Source organism: Chryseobacterium aurantiacum, from assembly GCF_003020585.1.
GTDB classification, from domain to species: Bacteria; Bacteroidota; Bacteroidia; order Flavobacteriales; family Weeksellaceae; genus Chryseobacterium; species Chryseobacterium aurantiacum.
The window spans coordinates 327,946-348,989 of sequence record NZ_PXUE01000001.1 but is presented as its reverse complement, the minus strand read 5'-3'; the positions used below and the strand labels follow the sequence as shown (position 1 = coordinate 348,989).

General features: G+C 36.2%; 13 protein-coding genes. 5 read left to right on the top strand and 8 right to left on the bottom strand.

Going from position 1 to position 21,044, the window contains the following annotated elements; genetic code table 11:
• Positions 1–19: 19 nt before the first annotated feature.
• From C7D53_RS01545 to C7D53_RS01520, 6 genes are all read right to left on the bottom strand, one after another.
• A complete protein-coding gene (locus C7D53_RS01545; RefSeq protein WP_106914648.1) occupies positions 20–652 on the bottom strand; it encodes an HdeD family acid-resistance protein in 633 nt (210 codons plus the stop codon).
• Positions 653–889: 237 nt separating this feature from the next.
• On the bottom strand, positions 890–1,993 hold the full coding sequence (locus tag C7D53_RS01540; protein WP_106915542.1) for an agmatine deiminase family protein: 1,104 nt from the start codon (positions 1,991–1,993) through the stop codon (positions 890–892).
• 4 nt (positions 1,994–1,997) lie between these two features.
• Positions 1,998–2,612 carry a hypothetical protein gene (locus C7D53_RS01535; protein WP_106914647.1) on the bottom strand — a complete coding sequence of 205 codons (615 nt, stop codon included), beginning with the start codon at positions 2,610–2,612 and terminating at the stop codon, positions 1,998–2,000.
• A 104-nt stretch (positions 2,613–2,716) separates the two neighbouring features.
• The gene (locus tag C7D53_RS01530) at positions 2,717–3,505 is read right to left on the bottom strand and encodes an AraC family transcriptional regulator (protein ID WP_106914646.1); all 789 of its coding nucleotides are present in this window, start codon (positions 3,503–3,505) and stop codon (positions 2,717–2,719) included.
• A gap of 191 nt (positions 3,506–3,696) precedes the next feature.
• Positions 3,697–5,115, bottom strand: coding sequence for an amino acid permease (locus C7D53_RS01525; RefSeq protein ID WP_106914645.1), 1,419 nt, complete (start codon positions 5,113–5,115; stop codon positions 3,697–3,699).
• Between the two features lie 222 nt (positions 5,116–5,337).
• Positions 5,338–5,646, bottom strand: coding sequence for a helix-turn-helix domain-containing protein (locus C7D53_RS01520; protein WP_106914644.1), 309 nt, complete (start codon positions 5,644–5,646; stop codon positions 5,338–5,340).
• A 184-nt stretch (positions 5,647–5,830) separates the two neighbouring features.
• Here C7D53_RS01520 and ccoN point away from each other — a divergent pair, with 184 nt between their 5' ends.
• From ccoN to C7D53_RS01495, 5 genes are all read left to right on the top strand, one after another.
• On the top strand, positions 5,831–8,110 hold the full coding sequence (gene ccoN, locus C7D53_RS01515; protein ID WP_106915541.1) for a cytochrome-c oxidase, cbb3-type subunit I: 2,280 nt from the start codon (positions 5,831–5,833) through the stop codon (positions 8,108–8,110).
• Between the two features lie 18 nt (positions 8,111–8,128).
• The gene (locus C7D53_RS01510; protein ID WP_106914643.1) at positions 8,129–9,016 is read left to right on the top strand and encodes a cytochrome c; all 888 of its coding nucleotides are present in this window, start codon (positions 8,129–8,131) and stop codon (positions 9,014–9,016) included.
• 295 nt (positions 9,017–9,311) lie between these two features.
• Positions 9,312–14,342, top strand: a complete 5,031-nt coding sequence (locus C7D53_RS01505; protein WP_106914642.1) for a translocation/assembly module TamB domain-containing protein — start codon at positions 9,312–9,314, stop codon at positions 14,340–14,342.
• Positions 14,342–16,669: a translocation and assembly module lipoprotein TamL gene (gene tamL / locus C7D53_RS01500; RefSeq protein ID WP_106914641.1), complete on the top strand. Its 2,328-nt coding sequence runs from the start codon at positions 14,342–14,344 to the stop codon at positions 16,667–16,669. Before C7D53_RS01505 ends, tamL begins: the two co-directional genes overlap by 1 nt.
• Before the next feature lies 1 nt (position 16,670).
• The gene (locus C7D53_RS01495) at positions 16,671–17,606 is read left to right on the top strand and encodes a YihY/virulence factor BrkB family protein (RefSeq protein WP_106914640.1); all 936 of its coding nucleotides are present in this window, start codon (positions 16,671–16,673) and stop codon (positions 17,604–17,606) included.
• Positions 17,607–17,687: 81 nt separating this feature from the next.
• Here the strand turns inward: C7D53_RS01495 and argS are convergent, their stop codons facing one another.
• Both argS and C7D53_RS01485 read right to left on the bottom strand, forming a co-directional pair.
• On the bottom strand, positions 17,688–19,448 hold the full coding sequence (gene argS / locus C7D53_RS01490; protein WP_106914639.1) for an arginine--tRNA ligase: 1,761 nt from the start codon (positions 19,446–19,448) through the stop codon (positions 17,688–17,690).
• A gap of 141 nt (positions 19,449–19,589) precedes the next feature.
• Entirely contained in the window at positions 19,590–21,038 is a 1,449-nt protein-coding gene (locus tag C7D53_RS01485) for a SusD/RagB family nutrient-binding outer membrane lipoprotein (RefSeq protein ID WP_106914638.1), read from the bottom strand.
• Positions 21,039–21,044: the final 6 nt, after the last annotated feature.

Below are 21,044 nucleotides of genomic sequence, written 5' to 3'. Positions count from 1 at the left end.
GTTTGGAAAAAGTGAGTTTTTATTTCTTCAATTCATCAATTTCGTCCTGTATAGACTTAATTCTTTCTCTAAGCTCATGACTTACTTTCCCGGGAATCTTTTTAACCTTTCTTAAATCCAGGGCCAGCATAATGGAAGCTATTCCCATAAAGATGAAGGAAACACCTGTAAGTGTCACTAAGGAAATCCCTGTAAACACAGGATTGAATATCAACAATAGAGAAAAGATGATTCCTCCTACACTGGCAAGGGCTACATTTCCCCAGCTCATTATTTTCATGCTTTTCAGATCAAAGGCAAAGCCCAATAACTGAAAGGAACGAAATAAGAGAGTAAATCCCACCACAAAAGGGAGTACCGTCATTGAAATTTGCGGGTAAGCTATAAGATAGCCGCCTATTGCTGTTGTTAATAATCCGCTCACGAGAAACCAGCCCCATCCTTGCAGGGATTTACTGTTCTGCAGCGAAAAGAATATCTCCGTGATCCCGGAAAAAAGAAATGAAACGCTAAAAAAAATGGAAAGCGTAATATAAGTTGCTAGGGGTACACTAAATATATAAAAACCTAAGATCAAGAAAAGAATTCCAAAAATCAATGGAATATACCAGTGTTTTACTGTGTTGGTAAGAGTTTGAAATAAATTAGCCATTGGAGTGTTTTTTTTGTTCTGCCTACTTTGTTTTGCGGTGTTCGGCTTGTCCGCCTGAGTTTCAAAAACAGATTATAATTTCACTCAAGTTTGAATAATAACCTCTTACCAATTTACAAAAAAAATACAGATACAGCAATCAAACCCTCAGCTAATTATAGAGTTTTTCATCACAAAAAAGCATCATAACAGAATAAATACTATCATGATGCCTTTTAAAAAGTCCAATACTGGATTTTACTTCATTAATTTTCCTTCAGGTTGCTGTTGGGTCACACAATGCACCATTCCCCCATTTTCATATAGATTTCTTACATCTATTCCGATGACTTTTCGGCCTGGGTATTGATCCTGAATAATTTTATTGGCTGTCTGATCATTTGGATCTCCGTAATTAGGCACCAAAACCACCGTATTGGCCACATAGTAATTCACATAAGAACCTTTTTCATCCAGTTGCTTTCCATAGGCAGTCTTTACTTTATTTTTGGTAGCGGGCAGAAATACTTTTTTATATTCCTTACCATCAACATTCGAAGCAGTGTATAATGTATTGATATCTTTATCTGAAAGGCCCAGTTCCAAAAGATCATCTTCTTTCATGGTAACCATGGTATTGTGATTTGCAAACTTCATGAAACCATCAATATGCATATCAGTAACATCCAACCCTGTAACACCGTCCAACCATATTACTTTGGATACCCCATAATAGGTTTCAAACATTTCCTCAGCTTCTTCCTGTGTAATCCCCTTGTTTCTTGTTGCACCTTTTTTCTGGCTGATTACTGAACTTTTACATGCCATCAGTACTCCATTTCCATCAGTTTCTACAGATCCACCTTCATTCACCATTTCTTCATTAAGGTCAATTACCTTTATTCCCAAATCTTTCCCGATACTTTGTGGAATTTCATCACAGTTTTCGAAATCAAATTTTTCGCCCCAGCCATTGAATCCCCAGTCCTCGATCAATACATTTCCTTTGTTATCTTTCACGAAAATAGGTCCGTTATCTCTTACCCAAACATCGTCTGTGGGATAAATCTTAAAGTCCACATTCTTCATGGGAACCTTATTTCCTTCTAAAAGGCTTACAATTCTCTTTTTTTCATCCTCATTATAGGCTATAATGTGGACTTTTTCTCCTGATTGCAGAGCCTTAGTCATATCAATCCAGGTTTGTTCTACTCTTTGACGATAGGTATTCCCGTGCTGATAGTGGTGAGGCCATTGCAGCCAGGTTCCCTCATGACGTGAAGATTCTTCCGGAAAATGATAAGTCTGTGCCATAGTGCATATAAAACTCAATACAAAAGTGAGTGTGAATAATTTGTTCATATAATTAAAATTTTTTTCCAATAAATAATCCAAAGTTAACATCAGTATCAAAGTCGCCTCCTGTTTGAGAAATATTGCTACCTATCCCCCATTGCATTTTTTTCTTATTTTCTAACCCGATACGAATGACCTGACTACTGGATTGGTGTTCCTTAAAACTAAAATCAGACTCTACGATTAGCATACTGTAAAAGTTAAGCTTTTCATTAATCTTCGGTGTATATTCCAATAAGGTGTACAATCCCAACCCAAAATTCTTTGCATCTATAGAGTAGGTAAGCGCCGGAAATACATTAATTCCAAAAACATCATTTTCTTTTCCGTAGGCCAATCCTACAGATGGCATTATATCTTCTCTTGAAATATGAACCCCCGCCGAGACACCCCAGTTTTTTCCAATTCCATAATTAACATTTTGATAAACTTCCGGGTTTACTTTTTTGGTATCATAATCATAAGATATGGTACCCGATGCAAAATAGTTCCATTTCTGATTAAAGTCTTTGCTGTAAATTCCCAGTAACTCGGTTTCTTTATTTCCTGCATAAGCCTGAACAGAAATCTGAGACTTACCATAAAAAGGAAGCAGCAAGGCTAAGAGAAATACTTTTTTTTTCATTGTTCTTTGTCTTTTTATGTTTTACATTATAAATGCCTTTTGTAATCATTTACTGGTGCAAAATTAGATTCTAAAAAAAACAATACTTGTCCTAAAAGGACATTCTAACCATAGAGCGGAAAATAAATATGAGTAACCTCTGAAGCCTCATATTCTTCAATAACCTCTGAATTATCAAGCAAAAATTGTTGGTCAGAAAGCCAATAGCGATAAAATGAACGATAGGTTTCCAAAATATCCCCATAAGGCCCGTAATGGGTAAACTTTACATACCTTCCACCAAAAATATCTCTTTTGAAAAATCCTCTTAATTCATCATCAGATATTACCGCAGCCCCATATCTGCAATGTGAATAACTTGTAATCAAAGGTTGGTCACGAATAATTCCGTAGGCTGCTTCAAATATTTCAGACTCCGGCTCTATTTCTTTCCATAATTCATCAATTTCCTGATTATTATAATCTTCAGCTTTAATAAATTTACAGAAAACTGAGACAGGGTCTTTATATTTAACCTCAAGTTTTAAATCTGCATGATTATTTTCTATAAACTTTTGAAATACCTCTTGCTTTTGTTTTCTTGCCTCTGCCGGAGAAACAGAATATTGCAGTTTAAATGCTTTTGAAAAAGACTGAATGTTGAAATACCCAACCTGCCATGCAATCTCAGAAATACGATCTTCCGTATAGATCAATTTTTTATATGAATTTTCAAGGCGCAGCCTTTTTTGAAATCCTGAAATAGTTTCATTAAAAATTTTGAAAAAAATTCTTTGAAAATTACGGTAAGAGTAATGAGATATAGATTCTATTTCGTAGGCCGTTATCTCCCTATCAAAGTTGGCTTCAATATGGCTGACTATCTTCTGGATATCATTAAAGCTAGATTCCATTACATCTAATATTAAAAATGACAACTCATAAGGAAGAATCTATTTTGAGACCAATAACAAGGATTCAAAATACTTCTTCCTGAAAATTATAAATAATCTACAACCAATTTACGAAAAAACGGCCATAAAAAAGGTGAAAATCATCTATTGACTTTCACCTTTCAAAACATATAAATATGATTTATTATTTTTTAACTGGGCTTGTACAGTTTATACATTACAAATAAAAATCCTATCCAGACCGGAATCAGAATTACCTGAATTTCCATTCCTGTAATGCTCATGAGTCCTAAAATAAGAACAAGGAAAGCAATACAGATATAATTGGATATCGGATAAAATATAGATGGGAATTTCGATTGAATCCCTGAACGATTTATTGATTTCTTGAACTTTAAATGGGTGTAACATATCATCAACCAGTTAATGATTAATGTAGAAACCACAAGTGCCATTAGATATTCAAATGCTTTTTCTGGAACCAATTTATTAATGATAATACAGATTCCTGCAAAGCAAGACGAAATAAGTATTGCATTAATGGGAACTGAATTTTTATTCAATTTTTTCAAAAACTTTGGCGCATTTCCTTGCTGTGATAATCCGAACAGCATTCGGCTATTACTATACACGCTACTGTTATAAACAGATAAAGCAGCAGTTAACACAATAAGATTAAGAACATTTGCAATCAAAGAATTGAATTGAATTACTTTACCAAAAAGACTGAACTCCAATCCGTTTAAGTTTTGAAAAACCATTACAAACGGGCTTGATCCCTCTGTAATTTCTCTCCAAGGACTTAACGAAAACAGGATTACCAAAGCTCCTACATAGAAAATCAAAATCCTGTAAATAACCTGATTGGTTGCCTGTGGAATGGTTTTTTCAGGATTTTTTGCCTCAGCAGCTGTAATCCCGATCAATTCCAAACCTCCAAAAGAGAACATAATCATTGCCATTGCAGCAAATAAACCGGAATATCCGGATTCAGTTTTATTGAATAACCCTTTGGGAAAGAATCCTCCATCATTCCATAAATTGGAAACACTAGCTTTATCACCTCCTGTTCCGCTGGCTAGCAAATAGACTCCGAAGATAATCATTGCGATAATGGCAACTACCTTAATAATGGAAAACCAGAATTCTGTCTCCCCATAAACCTTTACAGAAGCAAGATTCAAGGCATTAATTACTACAAAAAAGAATAAACTGGAAACCCAAAGAGGAATTTCCGGCCACCAAAAATGAATATAATGGCCAATAGCTGTAAGTTCAGCCATGCTTACGAGAATATAGAGAATCCAATAGTTCCATCCTGAGGCAAACCCAGGGAAATTTCCCCAATATTTATAGGCAAAGTGACTAAAGCTTCCCGATACCGGTTCCTGAACAACCATTTCACCAAGTTGGCGCATGATAAAAAAGGCAATAATTCCGGCTAAGGCATACCCTAAAATTACTGATGGGCCAGCCAATACTGCTGCAGGGCCAATTCCCAGAAACAGCCCAGTTCCTATGGCACCACCAAGGGCAATTAATTGTATGTGTCGGTTTGTTAATCCTCTAACTAAAGTTTCATTTTGTTCTGTTTTCTTCTCGCTGTCCATAGAATGAATTATTCGGTCGCTAAATATATAAAAACTTTTAACAGAAATTCTCATTCCATGGGCTAAATTGACAAATGAGGTAAAGCAAAACAGCAAAAATAAATATACAGCCCATCCTATTTACAGGGCAGTCAGAAAATAATAATAAAAAACCAGCCCTGACTCATTGGTCAGGGCTGGTTTTAAAATATATTATCTTATATGTTAAAAGAGTTTCCTCGTTTACTCTTTATCCTCTAAATATTCTTTCGGAATAGAGATATTATTCTTTTTCATATACTCCAAAAGATTTTGGTATTTATCTTCATAGCCGTCATCCGTTCCGCATTTGTGTGAAATACTACAAATATCGGACGGCTTAATGTCTAAAATATCAGATATTTTAGTCAATATCTCCAGATTGATTTTCACCTTAGAATTTTCAATATCTGAATAGGCCTTTTGGGAAATCCCCATTTCAAAAGCCATATACTCTTGCGTAAGATCTTTGCTCCTACGAATTTTCCTGATATTTTGTCCACATACTTTCATCGTTTTTGTTTTAGTAGTTTTTGGTATAGTTTAGAAGTTTATCTATTAGCCATCAACAAAGTTAATAAATACCTTTGGCAAAACATTATACACGTTACATGATATTTATTTTCGGTTGATAAAAAGGCATAAACAGAGCCTATTTTCAGAGAAAATATCACTTCGGTAAACACTATTGGAATTTATGGAGACGCAAAAATTTAATTATGACAATAATATTGTCAGAGCATTCCTCTATGCAACTATCGTATTCGGACTCGTCGGATTTCTGTTGGGGCTTACTGCCGCATTGATGCTTTTTTATCCTGAATTACCTGAATTTTTATTCGGTACAGATGATACCACCATTAAAAGTTTAGCCTCGGGTAATATTCAGGGATTAATTAATACTCAGGGAGCCATGGGCTTTGGAAGGATCAGAATGCTTCACACGAGTGCCGTAATTTTTGCTTTTGTCTGTAACTCCTTTTTCTGTGGTGCTTATTACAGCATGCAGAGACTTCTTAAAACCAGAATGTATAGTGATACTCTTTCATGGATCCACTTCTGGTCTTGGCAGCTAATGATTGTAGCTGTAGTCATTACTTTCCTTATGGGAATCAACACTTCTAAGGAATATGCCGAACATGAGTGGCCAATTGATATATTAATTACATTCTCATGGGTAATTTTCGGAATCAATATGTTCGGAACAATTGCCAAGAGAAGAGTAAGACATTTATATGTAGCGATATGGTTCTATCTGGCAACGTGGATTGCTGTGGCAATGCTTCACATCTTCAATAACCTGGAAGTTCCGTTATCTTTCACAAGCTGGAAATCTTATTCTGTATATGCAGGTGTAAAAGATGCATTAGTACAATGGTGGTATGGGCACAATGCGGTAGCATTCGTATTAACCACACCTGTCTTAGGTCTGATGTATTACTTTATGCCAAAAGCGGCACAACGACCAGTATTCTCATACAAACTATCCATTATTCACTTCTGGTCGTTAATCTTTGTATACCTTTGGGCCGGACCTCACCACCTGCAATATACAGCATTACCAGCATGGGCACAGGCTGTGGGCACAGGATTCTCTATCATGCTTATTGCACCATCTTGGGGTGGGATGCTAAATGGTCTTCTTACCTTAAGAGGAGCCTGGGATAAAGTAAGAGAAAATCCTATCCTTAAATTCTTCGTGGTAGCTGTTACCTGCTATGGTATGGCCACTTTCGAAGGTCCTTTATTGGCGACAAAATCATTAAATAAAATTGGACACTATACAGACTGGGTTATCGGTCACGTACACTTAGGAGCTCTTGGATGGAATGGTTTCATGGCATTCGGAGTAGTATATTATTTGGTTCCAATTATGTGGAGAACACCATTGTGGTCTAAAAAATTAGCCAACTGGCACTTCTGGCTGGGAACATTAGGTATTATTTTCTATGCTGTTCCGATGTATATTTCGGGATTCACACAGGGATTGATGTGGAAACAGTTCAACCCAGACGGAACATTATTGTGGAAAAACTGGTTAGATACTGTAACTGCAATTATCCCATACTTTAAAATGAGATTCTTAGGAGGTATCCTTTATCTTTCCGGAGCAATCCTGATGGTAGTTAATGTTATCAAAACTGTTAAAGCCGGTTCATTCCAGAAAAATGTTCCTGCGGAAGCTCCTGCATTAGCCAACATTGGCGGTACCAGAAAAGAAGGAGAAGGCGTACACCTTTGGTTGGAAAGAACTCCTACTCTGCTTTCTATATTAGCTTTTATTACGATAGCAATTGGCGGACTCGTAGAAATTGTTCCTACTCTATCACTTAAGCAAAGTGTTCCTACCATTACCGCTGTGAAGCCATATACTCCACTGGAGTTGGAAGGAAGAGATTTATATGTTCGTGAGGGATGTAACTCATGTCACTCTCAGATGATCAGACCTTTCCGTGATGAAGTATTGAGGTTTGAAGGGAAAAACGGACAGTATTCCAAAGCAGGAGAATTCATCTATGACAGACCATTCCTTTGGGGGTCTAAGAGAACAGGACCGGATCTTCACAGAGAAGGAGGCAGAAACCCAGACTCATGGCATTTTAAGCATATGTACAACCCAAGAATTACCTCTGCAGGTTCTATCATGCCACGTTTTCCTTGGTTGATTACCAATAAACTGGACCGTACACAAATGGTGGATAAGATGAAGCTGATGAAAAACTCTTTTGATGTACCCTACACGAAAGCTCAGATTGATTCTGCAAATCAATGGGCAGACAATCAGTCTAAAGCCATTGTACAGAGAATTTACTCAGAAGCTACTGATGTAAAAGATCAGATGACCAAAGAAAAAGGAGCTAAAGGAGCTGCCTATGTACCACTTGAACAAAGAGAAATTGTTGCAATGATCGCTTATCTGCAAAGATTAGGGACAGACATTAAAACAACACAAATTCAAACAGCAAGTGTAGAGTAATCATTAAAAATTGATGTAATGAAAACGAGAACCCCTATTTCAATATATATTGCAGCAACGATAGGCTTAACAATTATGGCCTTTGAAATGTTCGCCAGTGATTCAGGATATTTTTCCTCTCCATTTTTCTGGGCATTGATATTGATTGCCATTATACTCCTGATGATCATGAACTCTATTGGAGACATAATTGAAAACGAAAGTTTTAGCAGGCTATCCGAAGAAGAAAAAAAACAGTATCTGGCTGAAAAAAGTGTTCCTTATTATCAAAAGCTTTGGAACTCAGCATTCAAAAAGCAGTCTGTTACTGAAGAAAAAGATATTCTTATTGATCACGGTTTTGATGGAATTACAGAGCTTGACAACTCTCTTCCAAAATGGTGGATTGGTTTATTCTGGTTCGGATGTATATTCTGCGTAGTGTATCTGATGGCCTTTTCTTTCACAGATTACGCTCACCCTGAAGCTGAATACACTAAGGAAACGAAAACCATGTTGGCTTCCATTGAGGAATATGAAAAGACAGCTCCGCAAATCAATCTGGAAACCGCAAAATACAGTGCAGACAATATTGTAGAAGGTCAGGAGCTTTTCAAAACCAACTGCGTAACCTGCCACGGAGATGCCGGAAAAGGAGGTATTGGTCCTAACCTTACCGATACTCATTGGATCAACATCAAAGAAAAAAGTTTATTTAAAAATGTTTTCTGGATGCTTGAAAACGGTTCTCCAAATAATCCTACTATGAGACCTTTCATTAAGGATGGAACCATTACAGGAAGAGATGCCGAAAAAATTGCAGCCTATATTTATCATATCAATCAGGAAACTGCTCCTATTACACCAGCCCAGGGTGGCGCTACTCCGCAGGGAGAAGTCGCAAAATGGGAAAACGGAAACAACTAAAAATTTATTATCTTCTCATATAAACCATGCCAAGCCCCCTTTAGAACTACACTAACATTTGAATATTCATTTTTGCTAACTAACCTTTTCAACATTAAAAATGATTATAAAGGGGGCTTTTTATAAAAATAAAATCCGCACCTTGGCTCGTCTTACTCAACTATTCACTTGACAACTACAACACTAAAAATTCCATAATAGGGCAGCCAAGGCAGGATTTTTGCATTTGCAAAGGGTACCACAACAAAGATCAAATCAAATAGTATTACTATCTTTGTTAGAAACCACATCGCTTTTGAAACAAAAAATCAACACAACAAAAATTTTAAGGCGCACCGCCATCACCATTATTTCAATACTGGTCTTTCTTACCCTGTTGATATTGAGCCTTAGGCTTCCTGCCGTTCAAAATTTCATTAAAGACAAGCTTATTGTTTACCTTGAGAAAAAAATCAAGACCAAAGTAAGCCTTGAAAAAGTCTACATCGGGTTTCCCAACAGTCTTATAATGGAAAACCTTTATCTTAAAGGGCAGGATGTTGACACTCTTTTAGCAGTAAAAAAACTGGATGTAGGTTTACACATGTTAAAGCTCATCAACTCAACGGCAGATATTACTTCTATAGAAATGGAGGGAACACGTGCCAATGTAGTAAGAAAACCGGATGGCAAATTCAATTTCGATTATATTATTGATGCTTTTGCTACCAGTGACAAAGAGGAAAGTTCTTCCAAACCATTCCTTATTTCTCTTGATAAAATTAAATTAAAGGACATTGGAGTTACATTCAACGATCAGCAGTCGAAGAATGATATTAAGCTCTATTTTAAATCTTTTGATACCAGAGTTAAAACCTTTGACCTCAACAAAAATAAATATGCTGTCAACGATATTAACCTTGACGGATTAAAATTAAAGCTAAAACAAGGGATTGTAGAAGAAGTTTCTAAAAAGGTTGAGAAAAAAGTAGATTCTCTCAACGAGAAAAAACCTATGAGTATTGGACTGAGAGGCATCAAGCTTACTCATTTTGACATAGATTATGGTGATGAAAATACCAAGACCTTTGCCAAGGTTTTATTTAAAGAACTAAGTACAAAGGTCAATAAACTTGATCTTGAAAACAACTCCTATAATGTAGCCAATGTATTCCTTTCCGGGGCTGACATTAACGCCAACCTTTATTTGCCTGCACAAAACGCTAATCCTAAAAATAAAAAAGAACCAGAGACTTCAAAAGCTTCTGACCAAGGCAAAGCTATGAGTCTTCTTTTAGGAAAACTGGTTTTGAATGACGTAAAGGCAACTTACAACAATACGGCCATTGCCCCGACCAAACAGGGAATGGACTTCAACCACCTGAATTTTGCTAAAGTGAATGTGGAAGTAAGAAGCTTCAAAATGGAGAATAATACTTTTGCAGGAACAGTTAATTCTGCAGAAATTCGGGAAGCAAGAGGTTTGGATATTCAAAAATTTAATACGGATTTTGTGTATGCAGAAAAAGAAGCTTATCTCAAGGACCTTTATCTACAAACTCCGAAAACAATCTTGCGTGATGAGGTTATTCTAAACTATAACTCAATTGATCAACTTACTTCAAACCTTGGTGCTGTAAAGATTTCAGCCAATATCAAGGATTCTAAAATTGGCTTTTCAGATATTTTAAATTTGGTTCCTACTTTAAGAACTACAGTTCCATTCAATAAGTATCCGAATGCTATATTAAATGTAAACGCTAATGTAAAAGGAAATGTAAATGATCTTTTAATTCAGGATCTTAAAGTCTCAGGGTTGGACCAATTGAGGGTAGCTGCATCGGGAAGAATCAAAAATGCAATGAATCCTGCTCAGTTGTATTATGATGTAAGGATTGGAGAGTTTTCTTCCAATGCCAAAACTATCTTCAATCTTGTTCCGAAAAATACAATCCCATCCAATATTGCGCTTCCGTCCAACTTCAGCGTAAAAGGAAATGCAAAGGGAACTACTAAAATGGTTGCTACAGACCTTAATCTCTACTCTACCCTTGGAAATGCGGCAATCATTGCCAATGTTGATATGCGTAGAAAAAATCATGAGTTGTATGATATAAAAGCTAATCTTCAGGGAGTTCAGGTAGGAAAGATTATTCAGAATAAAGATATAGGCCCCATTACGGCTCAAATTGCTGCAAAAGGAGAAAGTTTTGATTTTAAAAATGCCAATGCAGACTTAAAAGGACATGTTGCCTCTGCAGTGTATAAAGGTTATCGCTATCAAAATATGAATTTAACAGGTAAGATCAATAAAGGAGCTTACCATGTTATTTTAAATTCAAAAGATCCAAATGCAGATTTACAATTAACTGCCTCCGGAATTTATGATGAAAAAAATCCTACCATAAAGGTAAATGGAGAAGTCATCAAGCTGGATGTAAATAAACTGGGCTTCTATGAAAAACCGATGATCCTTGCAGGAAAAATCGATGGAGATTTTACGAGCCTTGATCCTAATAACCTGAATGGTTATTTAAACCTTAAGGACTTTGCATTTTCGGATACCAAGGAGGTTTATCCTGTACAGGAAGTCCATCTGAAAGCTTCTTCAACAACAGACTCTACACAGATTCTTTTCAATTCTCAAATTGCAGATGTTGAGCTGAAAGGGAAATATAAGCTTACTCAGATCTTTGGAGCTTTAACCCAAACGATTAATCAATATTATCAGTTCCAGAAACCGGATAAAAAACAGAAAATTGATCCGGGGCAGCATTTTACATTGAATGCAAAGGTGAAAAATGATGATTTGATCAGAAAATTTGTTCCGGACCTAAAAAGTTTTGAAACGATTAATATCACAGGAAATTATGATGCCGATTCTCAAAAAATTGAAATTGACGGACAAATTCCACAGTTGCTGTATGGTGAAAATACTATTGAGAAAGGTGTTCTAAAAGTAACCAATGAAAATCAGGCGCTGCAATATAGTCTTAATGTTGCAGCTTTAAAAAGTTCAAGCTTTTCCATAAACAAGATTGATATCAATGGAGATGTTGCAGATAATACAATCAACTATAATGTTACTACAAAGGATGACAAGGACGCTACCCGCTTCCTCATTGCCGGGAATGCAAAATCCATGAATGACATTACAGAAGTTTCCCTGAATCCGAATGGTTTAAAACTAAACTATACGGACTGGAATGTTGCTGAAAACAATAAAATCCAAATTAGCAACAAAGGAATACTGGCAGATAATTTCACCTTAACGAATGGAGCCAGCCAAGTCTCCATTCAATCAGAAAGCAATAGCCCAAGTAGCCCTTTAAACATTGCATTAAAGGATTTCAAAATTGAAACTATTACTGAGCTTATTAAAAAAGATACAGTTCTGGCAAGAGGAACCATCAACGGAACGGCCCAGCTAAGGGATGTAACTAAGGATATGACTTTCACTTCTGACTTAAATGTTTCTGATCTGATTGTTTATGGAAGTCCTATTGGAAATCTTGCTGTAAAAGTGAACAATTCTTCACCGAAAATTTTAAATGCTGATATTGCCCTTTCCGGAAACAATAATGATGTGAAAATTCTAGGGGATTACAACACTTCTTCAAGTTCTTTTGATTTGAATATGGCTATCAACCAACTTCAAATGAAGAGTATTCAAGGGTTTTCAATGAATGCTCTTACCAATACGGAAGGATATCTTTCAGGAAATTTAAAGATTACAGGAACTGCTGATAAACCTAATATTTTAGGAAAAGTAAAATTCAATGATGCAGGTCTGGAAATTGCCAAAACAGGCAGTGATTTCAGAAAACTGAATGATGAAATAGATTTTACCAGCCGCGGAATTGAATTCAATAAATTTAAAATCAACGATAAAGACGGAAATGCTTTGGTTGTAGACGGGCAGGTTCTTACCCAAACCTACAGGGATTTTGCGTTTAATCTTAATGTAAATGCCAAGGACTTCAAGGTGGTTAACTCCCAAAAGTCAAATGATGCCATGATGTATGGTATTCTTGCCATAGATGCCGGACTTCGTATTCGTGGAAATCTTGATTTACCAAAAGTGGATGGGAAATTAAGTATTGCTGATAACACAGATTTCACATTTGTTCTTCCTCAGTCTACTCCATCTTTACAGGAAAGAGATGGCATTGTAGAATTTGTAGATCAGGATCAGGTTGTTTTAAATAAAACAGTTAAAGCTGACTCTCTGAATGCTCAAAGCCGTATTAAAGGAATGGATGTTAGCGTTAACATTGAGGTAAGCAAGGAAGCGAAGCTTTCAATTGTTATTGACAAAGCAAATGGTGACTTTGTACAGTTACAGGGAGAGGCAGAACTTACGGGGGGAATTGATCCTTCAGGAAAAACCACGCTAGTCGGAGTATACCAAGTAGAGAAAGGAAGTTATGATCTTTCAGTAAGCTTCCTGAAACGTAAGTTTGATATTCAGAAAGGAAGTACTATCACCTGGACTGGTGAACCTACAATGGCTATAATGGACATTACGGCTGTTTATAAAACAGAAGCCGCTCCTATTGATCTTGTAGAACAACAAATAGGAAGCGACGGCGGTGCATCTATGATAAATCAGTTTAAGCAGAGAATACCATTCAATGCTTTATTAAAAATGAAAGGAGAACTGTTGAAACCTCAACTTAGTTTTGACGTTACTACAGACGAGAAAAATAATTCTGTATCTACAAATGTGAAGGATGTTGTTGATCAAAAACTTGCCCAGCTCAGAACTCAGGAATCTGAATTGAATAAGCAGGTATTTGCATTATTGCTTCTAAACCGTTTTATCGGAGAAAATCCGTTTGAAAGCGGTGCCGGAATGTCTGCAGAAACCATGGCGAGACAGAGTGTGAGTAAAATTTTATCTCAACAGCTTAATAATCTTGCCTCCGGTCTTATTAAAGGGGTGGATCTCAACTTTGGTCTGGATTCTTCTGAAGATTATTCCACCGGACAAAAAAATACAAGAACTGATCTGAATGTAGATATCAGTAAAAAACTGTTGAATGACCGATTGAAAGTAACGGTAGGAAGTAATTTCGGACTGGAAGGGCAAGCCCGCCAAAATGAAAATATGACCAATATTGCAGGTAACGTTTCTGTAGATTACAGTCTTTCTAAGGATGGAAGGTATATGCTGCGTGCTTATCGTAAAGATGAATATCAGGTAGCTCTTCAGGGGCAAATCATAGAAACCGGGGTTGGATTTATCATTACGTTGGATTATGACAAATTCCGGGAGATTTTCCAAAAAACAAGAGAGAAAAAGCCTAAAAAGAATCAAAACAATCAAGTGGTAGAATTTAAATAATGAGTAATATATTCCATACATATTATAAATATCTGTTGGTTTCCGGGCTGGCATCAGCTGTAGTATCCTGCAGCAATACACGATTTTTAAAAGAGAATCAGATGCTCTATACTGGGGCCACTGTAAAAATTGAAAACGATACTATCTCGAAAAAAGAAAAAAAAGAACTTCAGTCTGCACTGGAAGGAAACCTTACCCCCAAACCCAATTCTACTTTCTTGGGAATGCGTCCTAAACTGTATTTCTATAATATAGCCAAGGAACCCAAAAAGGATAAGGGCTTTAATTACTGGCTTAAATACAAAATGGGTGAGAAACCTGTATTGCTGGGAGATGTAGATCGTGAATTCAATAAGGATATCATTGAGAATTATTCTGAGAACAAAGGATATTTCAATGCAAAAGCTACCTATGATACTATTTCTAAGAATAAAAAAGCACAGGTTATATATACGGTAAGACCGGGTGCCAGATATCTTGTTGATGGTGTAAAATTTCAGAAGGATTCTACCCTTATTAATCAGGAAATTCAGAATTTAGCAAACAAAACTCTTCTTAAAAATGGAAGACCGTTTGATCTTGATGTAATTAAAGCAGAAAGAGAAAGGATTGATAATAACCTGAAAGAAAGAGGATTTTATTATTTTCATCCGGATAATATTATTGTGCAGGCAGATAGTACAGTGAACAAAAATCACAAGGTAGAACTGAATGTAAAGCTTAAGGAAAATACACCCAATTTAGCAACCCAGCAATTTAGTATTGATAAGGTTATTGTATTTCCCAATTATAATATTCAGGATGTAAAAGATGGGAAGTACTCTATCCCTATGGACAAGGATTCTCTTGGTAAATATGCCTTTGATGATATCTATGTCATTGATCCGCAGCATAAATTCAAACCAAAGATCTTTGACAGGGCTTTATACTTTAAGAAAGGAGATGTTTACAACCGATCCAACCATAATCTTACCTTAAACCGATTAATTAGTCTTGGTGTATTCAAGTTTGTAAAAAATGAATTTGTAACATCGGATTCCTTAAATCATAAATTTGATGCTTATTATTTATTGACCCCAAGACAAATACAATCATTACGTCTGGAAGCGTTAGGAAGAACAAACTCTGCAAACTACGCGGGTAGTGAGCTTAACCTTAACTGGACTCACAGAAATTTCTTTCGGGGAGCAGAACAATTCAAGGCTGCTATTTATGGAGCTTTCGACTTTCAAATGGGGGGCGCTCAGAATGCCAATAATATTTTCCGTGCGGGGACGAACGTACAGCTTTCCATCCCAAGAATTGTTGCACCATTCCGTTTCCATTCTTCCAGTGAATTTGTTCCCAGAACGAATATCACATTGGGATATGAATTCCAAAACAGGACAAAATATTATACGCTTAATAATTTTACAGGGTCATTTGGATATTTATGGAAAGAAAATGCCAGAAAAGAACATGAGCTGAAAGTAATTGATATTACATTGGTTTCTCCGGCAAAGATTACTCCAGAATACGATTCTATCTCAAAATTTAACCCAGCTATGCAACGAGTGGTAGCAAGGCAACTTATTTTTGGTCCTACCTATTCTTACACCTATACCAATACCATGCTTCCAAAGGCCAATACCATTTATTATAAAGGGACACTTGATCTGGCAGGAAACATCACCGGATTGGCTACAGGAGCTGATGTAAAGAAAGATAAGGAAAGAAAAATTTTCGGGATTCCTTTTAGCCAGTATGTGAAAATTGAAAATGACTTTAGATTCTATCATAAATTTACAGAGAAATCTTCACTAGCCACTAGGTTCATTGGTGGAATTGCTTATCCTTACGGGAATTCGGAGTTTGTTCCTTTTTCCAAACAGTTTTTCTCTGGAGGAAGTAACAGCATCAGGGCATTCAGAGCAAGAACACTGGGCCCCGGAAGTTTTGATCCAAGAACGATAGACGCTGGAACTTATTTTGATCAGTCCGGAGATATTAAACTGGAACTCAATGCAGAATATAGGGCTAATCTTTATAAGTTTTTAAATGCTGCGGTCTTTGTAGATGCAGGAAATATCTGGCTGCTTCATGATGATGAGAAAAGACCAGGAGCAAAATTTACAAAAGATTTTTTGAACGAAATTGCTGTAGGTGCCGGAGTTGGCCTAAGACTTGATTTTTCTATTTTAATTTTAAGATTAGACTTAGCAATGCCTTTGAGAGTACCTTACTATGAAAAAGGAAACAGATGGGCCTTCGATAAAATTAATTTCGGAGATCCAAGCTGGAGAAAAGATAATCTTGTTTTCAATATAGCCATCGGATATCCTTTTTAATATGATCAATAACATTAAATTTTTCTGGGAAGTCCTCAGGGACACATTTACAGAATGGAACAGCTCTTCCGCATCAAAAGATTCGGCAAGTCTGGCTTATTATGCAATCTTTTCTATCCCGGGATTATTGATCATTATTATATGGGTTCTTGGAAATTTCTTTGGTGAGGAAGCTATCCGAGGGCAGATCAGCACTCAAATCAGTGGTATTATGGGGCCTGATGTAGCAAAAAGCATTGAAGGAATGCTTGCGGGTGCCCTAATCGACAAAAAAAATATCTTTATGAAAGCTGTGGGAGTTGGAGCCTTAGTTTTTGGTTCTACTACCCTATTCTTTCAACTTCAGCATACCCTGAATTCGCTTTGGGATGTAGAATCTGCTCCTAAAAAGGCATTGATTAAATTTTTACTGGATAGAGCCAATTCACTAGGTATGATTCTTATTCTGGGCTTTCTACTGATGATTACGATGATCTTATCTTCACTCATCAGTCTTTTTAATACAATTATTACCCAATATTTTGGATTTGAAACCTACCTGCTTGTTGAAGTGGTCAATTTTTCCATTGGATTTGGTCTTGTGATGCTGTTATTTGCCTTAATGTTTAAGGTTCTCCCTGATATTCAGATCACCTGGAAATCCGTTTGGAGAGGAGCATTTCTAACGACAGCACTATTCACCCTGGGTAAATTTTTGCTGAGTCTTTATTTCAGTCAGGTAAAGCCTACTTCCGCTTTCGGAGCTGCCGGAACTGTAATTTTGATTATGATGTGGATCAATTATTCCTGTATGCTGATCTTTTTCGGGGCCAAGTTCACCAAGGTGTATACCTATAAGAAAGGCTATAAGGTTACTCTTTCAAAACATGCCCGATGGAGCGCTGCCAAATTGTATGCAGACAGTCTGAAGCAGACACCCGCTGAGAATAATGAATGATAAGAGATTTGAAGTAAAAAAATAATTACATTTTATATAAATACAAAAAAATCCTCCTGAAAACTCAGGAGGATCTTTTTTTTACATTCTGTTTACTGTTCCAATTCCCAGAAGTCCCAACGATTTTTGGATCGTTTTCGCTGTGATTTCAGATACATTCAAACGGAATTGCTTTATGTTTTCATCATCCTGATTCAGAATCGGATTATTCTGATAGAATGAGTTATATGACTTCACAAGGTCGTATACATAGTTTGCTACTAAAGCAGGGCTTAATGTTTCCGCTGATTTTGCTACTACTGTTTTAAAATTTGCTAGCTGCATAATCAGTTCTTTTTCAAACTGATTTAAAGTCACCTCTGCTGTTTCTTTATATTCAAATTCAGCCTTAGATAATAATGACTGGATACGAGCAAAAGTATATTGAATAAAAGGGCCTGTATTTCCGTTAAAGTCAATACTTTCTGCAGGATTGAAAAGCATTTTTTTCTTCGGATCCACTTTTAGCATGAAATATTTCAATGCCCCCAATCCTACTGTTTCATAGGATATTTCTTTATCTTCATCAGAAAGAGTTTCCAGCTTTCCTAGTTCCTGAGCTTTAGATTTTGCTGTTTCATACATTTCCTGCATCAGGTCATCGGCATCTACTACAGTACCTTCACGGGATTTCATCTTTCCTTCAGGAAGTTCTACCATTCCATAAGAAAGGTGATACAGCTGATCTGCCCACTCATAGCCTAATTTTTTCAGAATCTTAAACAATACCTGGAAGTGATAGTCCTGCTCATTTCCTACAGTATAGATCAATTTTTGAATATCATTTTGCTTAAAACGTTCTACAGCAGTTCCAAGATCCTGTGTCATATAAACAGAAGTTCCATCAGAACGCAATAATAATTTCTGATCAAGCCCTTCATCTGTCAGGTCGCACCAAACAGAACCGTCTTCTTTCTGATACAAAACCCCATTTTCCAAACCTGTCTGGATAAGATCTTTTCCCAGGATGTAGGTATTACTTTCATATTGAACCTGATCAAAGTCAACGCCTAATCTCTTATACGTTTCATTGAATCCTTTGTATACCCAAGAGTTCATTTCTGCCCATAGGTTTCTTACTGTTTCATCACCATTTTCCCAGTCCAAAAGCATTTTTTGAGCTTCCTTAATCATTGGAGCATCTTTTTTAGCCTGTTCTTCAGTAATTCCTTTGCTTACAAGGTCTGCAATTTCAGCCTTATAATTTTTATCAAATTCTACATAGTAGTTTCCAACAAATTTATCTCCTTTTGTATTTATTGTTTCAGGAGTTTCTCCCTTTCCGAATTTCTCCCAAGCCAACATCGACTTACAGATATGAATACCTCGGTCATTAATAATCTGTGTTTTGATCACATCATATCCGGCTTCTTTTAAAATCTGTGCTACAGAGAAACCCAACAGGTTATTTCTGATATGTCCTAAGTGAAGGGGTTTATTGGTATTGGGTGAAGAATATTCTACCATTACAGTAGCATTCTTCTTTTCTATTGTTGAAAAACCGCTATATACAGATCTGAAATTATCTACAAATAATTGATTTTTCACTTTAACATTAAGGAAACCTTTTACGACATTAAAGCTTTCGAAAATGTCCGTCTGCTCTGTCAAAGCCTCACCTAATTCAACCCCAATGCTTTCAGGATTCTTCTTTAATTGTTTAACCAAAGGGAAAGTAACGATGGTAAAGTCACCTTCAAACTCGGTTTTATTTTCCTGAACTTCCAGCTTGATGTCTTTTAACTGATATACATTTAAAATAACGTCTGAAAGCTTTTGTTCTATAATATCTTTAATATTCATGTCTGTAAGTTCTCTTTTTAATAGTCAAGATGATATGCACTTTATAGAAGTGTTTCATCTTCAATTTTGAAGTACAAATATACGGAAATAAAAAAACCGCCCGAAGGCGGCTAGAATATATTAAATGTTAAAACTTGTGTGTTAAAATTTGTCCCAGAATAGTTTGGTTGTTAATTTATCTCCTCCAATAGAAGAAGAAGCAGCTGCATAGTTTGTAGGATTAGTTGTAGTTTCTCTCACAGGATATTGTAATCTCACTGGAACTTTTCCTTCTGCCTGAGAAACAGCTGTAGAAGGTGCTGAAAGAACAGGAAAATCTAATCTTCTATAGAAGTTCCATCCTACCATTCCTTGGTTAAACATTGCAACCCAAGCTTGCTCACCAACAGACTTTTTCCAATTGGCTGCATTATATGGATGAGCAGCCAAGTAGGTAGCAGCATTAGCTGTAGAAACACCCCATTCTACTAATGAAGCATTTACTGCATTAGCATAAGCTACAGCCGGAACACCTCCAATTCCCCATCTTGCAGAAGCTTCTGCAAGATAAAATGCAACTTCTGTATTACTCATAATAACTCCAGGAGTAGTCTCAGTATATGCAAATTTTCCAATGTGACTATTTGTAGCGAAACTGGATGGCGTACCAATAGTTCCACCTTTATAAGGAACAACATTTGTATCAAAAAAAGTTGCTCTTCTTGGGTCAGCATTGGTGTTCATATAATCAACCAAAGTTTTCCCGGCAACAAAATCATTTCTATTACTGGCAACTAAGTTCTCATAAAGTGGATTGAAGTTAGGTGATGAACTTAGATAATTGAACAAACAATTATCTGATGAACTAGTTATTACCCCACTACTGATTGCCTCTTTTGCAGTTGCTTCTGCAAGAGCCGGGTTAGAATCAGCAATACCTATAGCAATTTTTAATAATAAAGAGTTTCCTAATTTCTTCCATTTAGCAACATCTCCACCATAGAATATATCACCTGATGCAAAACTTTCACCAGTAGCATCCATAGAGGCTAAGTCAGCTTTTAATTTTGTGATCAGGTTTGTATATATATCTGCACCTTTATCATATTTAGGCAACGAAGTGATTTCAATACCATTTGACTCGGAATAAGGAATATCTCCATAAGTATCCACTAAAGTTTGATAGATATAAATCTGTTGAACATCTAGAATAGCTAATTGATTTTTTTTTGTTTTGGCCCAAGCACTTTGCTCCGTAGCAGTAGGAACATACTGATTAACAATGTTTTTAGCTTTCACTAAGTTCTGCATTGTATCTACATATAAATCTGACCATACATTATTAGAAATGTTTCTGTTCACAAAGTCATAGTTACTTTCATCTACATAAGTCACCTCTTGCCAATATTGTAGTATTAACCTAAAGTTATTTTCATTCACACTTGGTGTATTCAAATAATCAGCTAATTGCTTTTGAGAATAAGATAACAAAGCTTCCGGCTTAGTGGTATATGCACTGTTTGGGTCCGTATTCAATTCCTCAAAGTTACTACATGATAATGCAACTGCCCCAATGGATAGAACTCCTATATATTTAAATATTTTTTTCATTGTTAA

What these genes read in the sequence shown, in the direction of transcription:
- C7D53_RS01510 (WP_106914643.1), top strand. Translation starts at nt 8,129, where the DNA reads ATGAAAACGAGAACCCCTATTTCAATATATATTGCAGCAACGATAGGC.
- C7D53_RS01520 (WP_106914644.1), bottom strand. Translation starts at nt 5,646, where the DNA reads ATGAAAGTATGTGGACAAAATATCAGGAAAATTCGTAGGAGCAAAGAT.
- C7D53_RS01530 (WP_106914646.1), bottom strand. Translation starts at nt 3,505, where the DNA reads ATGGAATCTAGCTTTAATGATATCCAGAAGATAGTCAGCCATATTGAA.
- C7D53_RS01535 (WP_106914647.1), bottom strand. Translation starts at nt 2,612, where the DNA reads ATGAAAAAAAAAGTATTTCTCTTAGCCTTGCTGCTTCCTTTTTATGGT.
- tamL (WP_106914641.1), top strand. Translation starts at nt 14,342, where the DNA reads ATGAGTAATATATTCCATACATATTATAAATATCTGTTGGTTTCCGGG.
- ccoN (WP_106915541.1), top strand. Translation starts at nt 5,831, where the DNA reads ATGGAGACGCAAAAATTTAATTATGACAATAATATTGTCAGAGCATTC.
- C7D53_RS01525 (WP_106914645.1), bottom strand. Translation starts at nt 5,115, where the DNA reads ATGGACAGCGAGAAGAAAACAGAACAAAATGAAACTTTAGTTAGAGGA.
- C7D53_RS01495 (WP_106914640.1), top strand. Translation starts at nt 16,671, where the DNA reads ATGATCAATAACATTAAATTTTTCTGGGAAGTCCTCAGGGACACATTT.
- argS (WP_106914639.1), bottom strand. Translation starts at nt 19,448, where the DNA reads ATGAATATTAAAGATATTATAGAACAAAAGCTTTCAGACGTTATTTTA.
- C7D53_RS01545 (WP_106914648.1), bottom strand. Translation starts at nt 652, where the DNA reads ATGGCTAATTTATTTCAAACTCTTACCAACACAGTAAAACACTGGTAT.
- C7D53_RS01540 (WP_106915542.1), bottom strand. Translation starts at nt 1,993, where the DNA reads ATGAACAAATTATTCACACTCACTTTTGTATTGAGTTTTATATGCACT.
- C7D53_RS01485 (WP_106914638.1), bottom strand. Translation starts at nt 21,038, where the DNA reads ATGAAAAAAATATTTAAATATATAGGAGTTCTATCCATTGGGGCAGTT.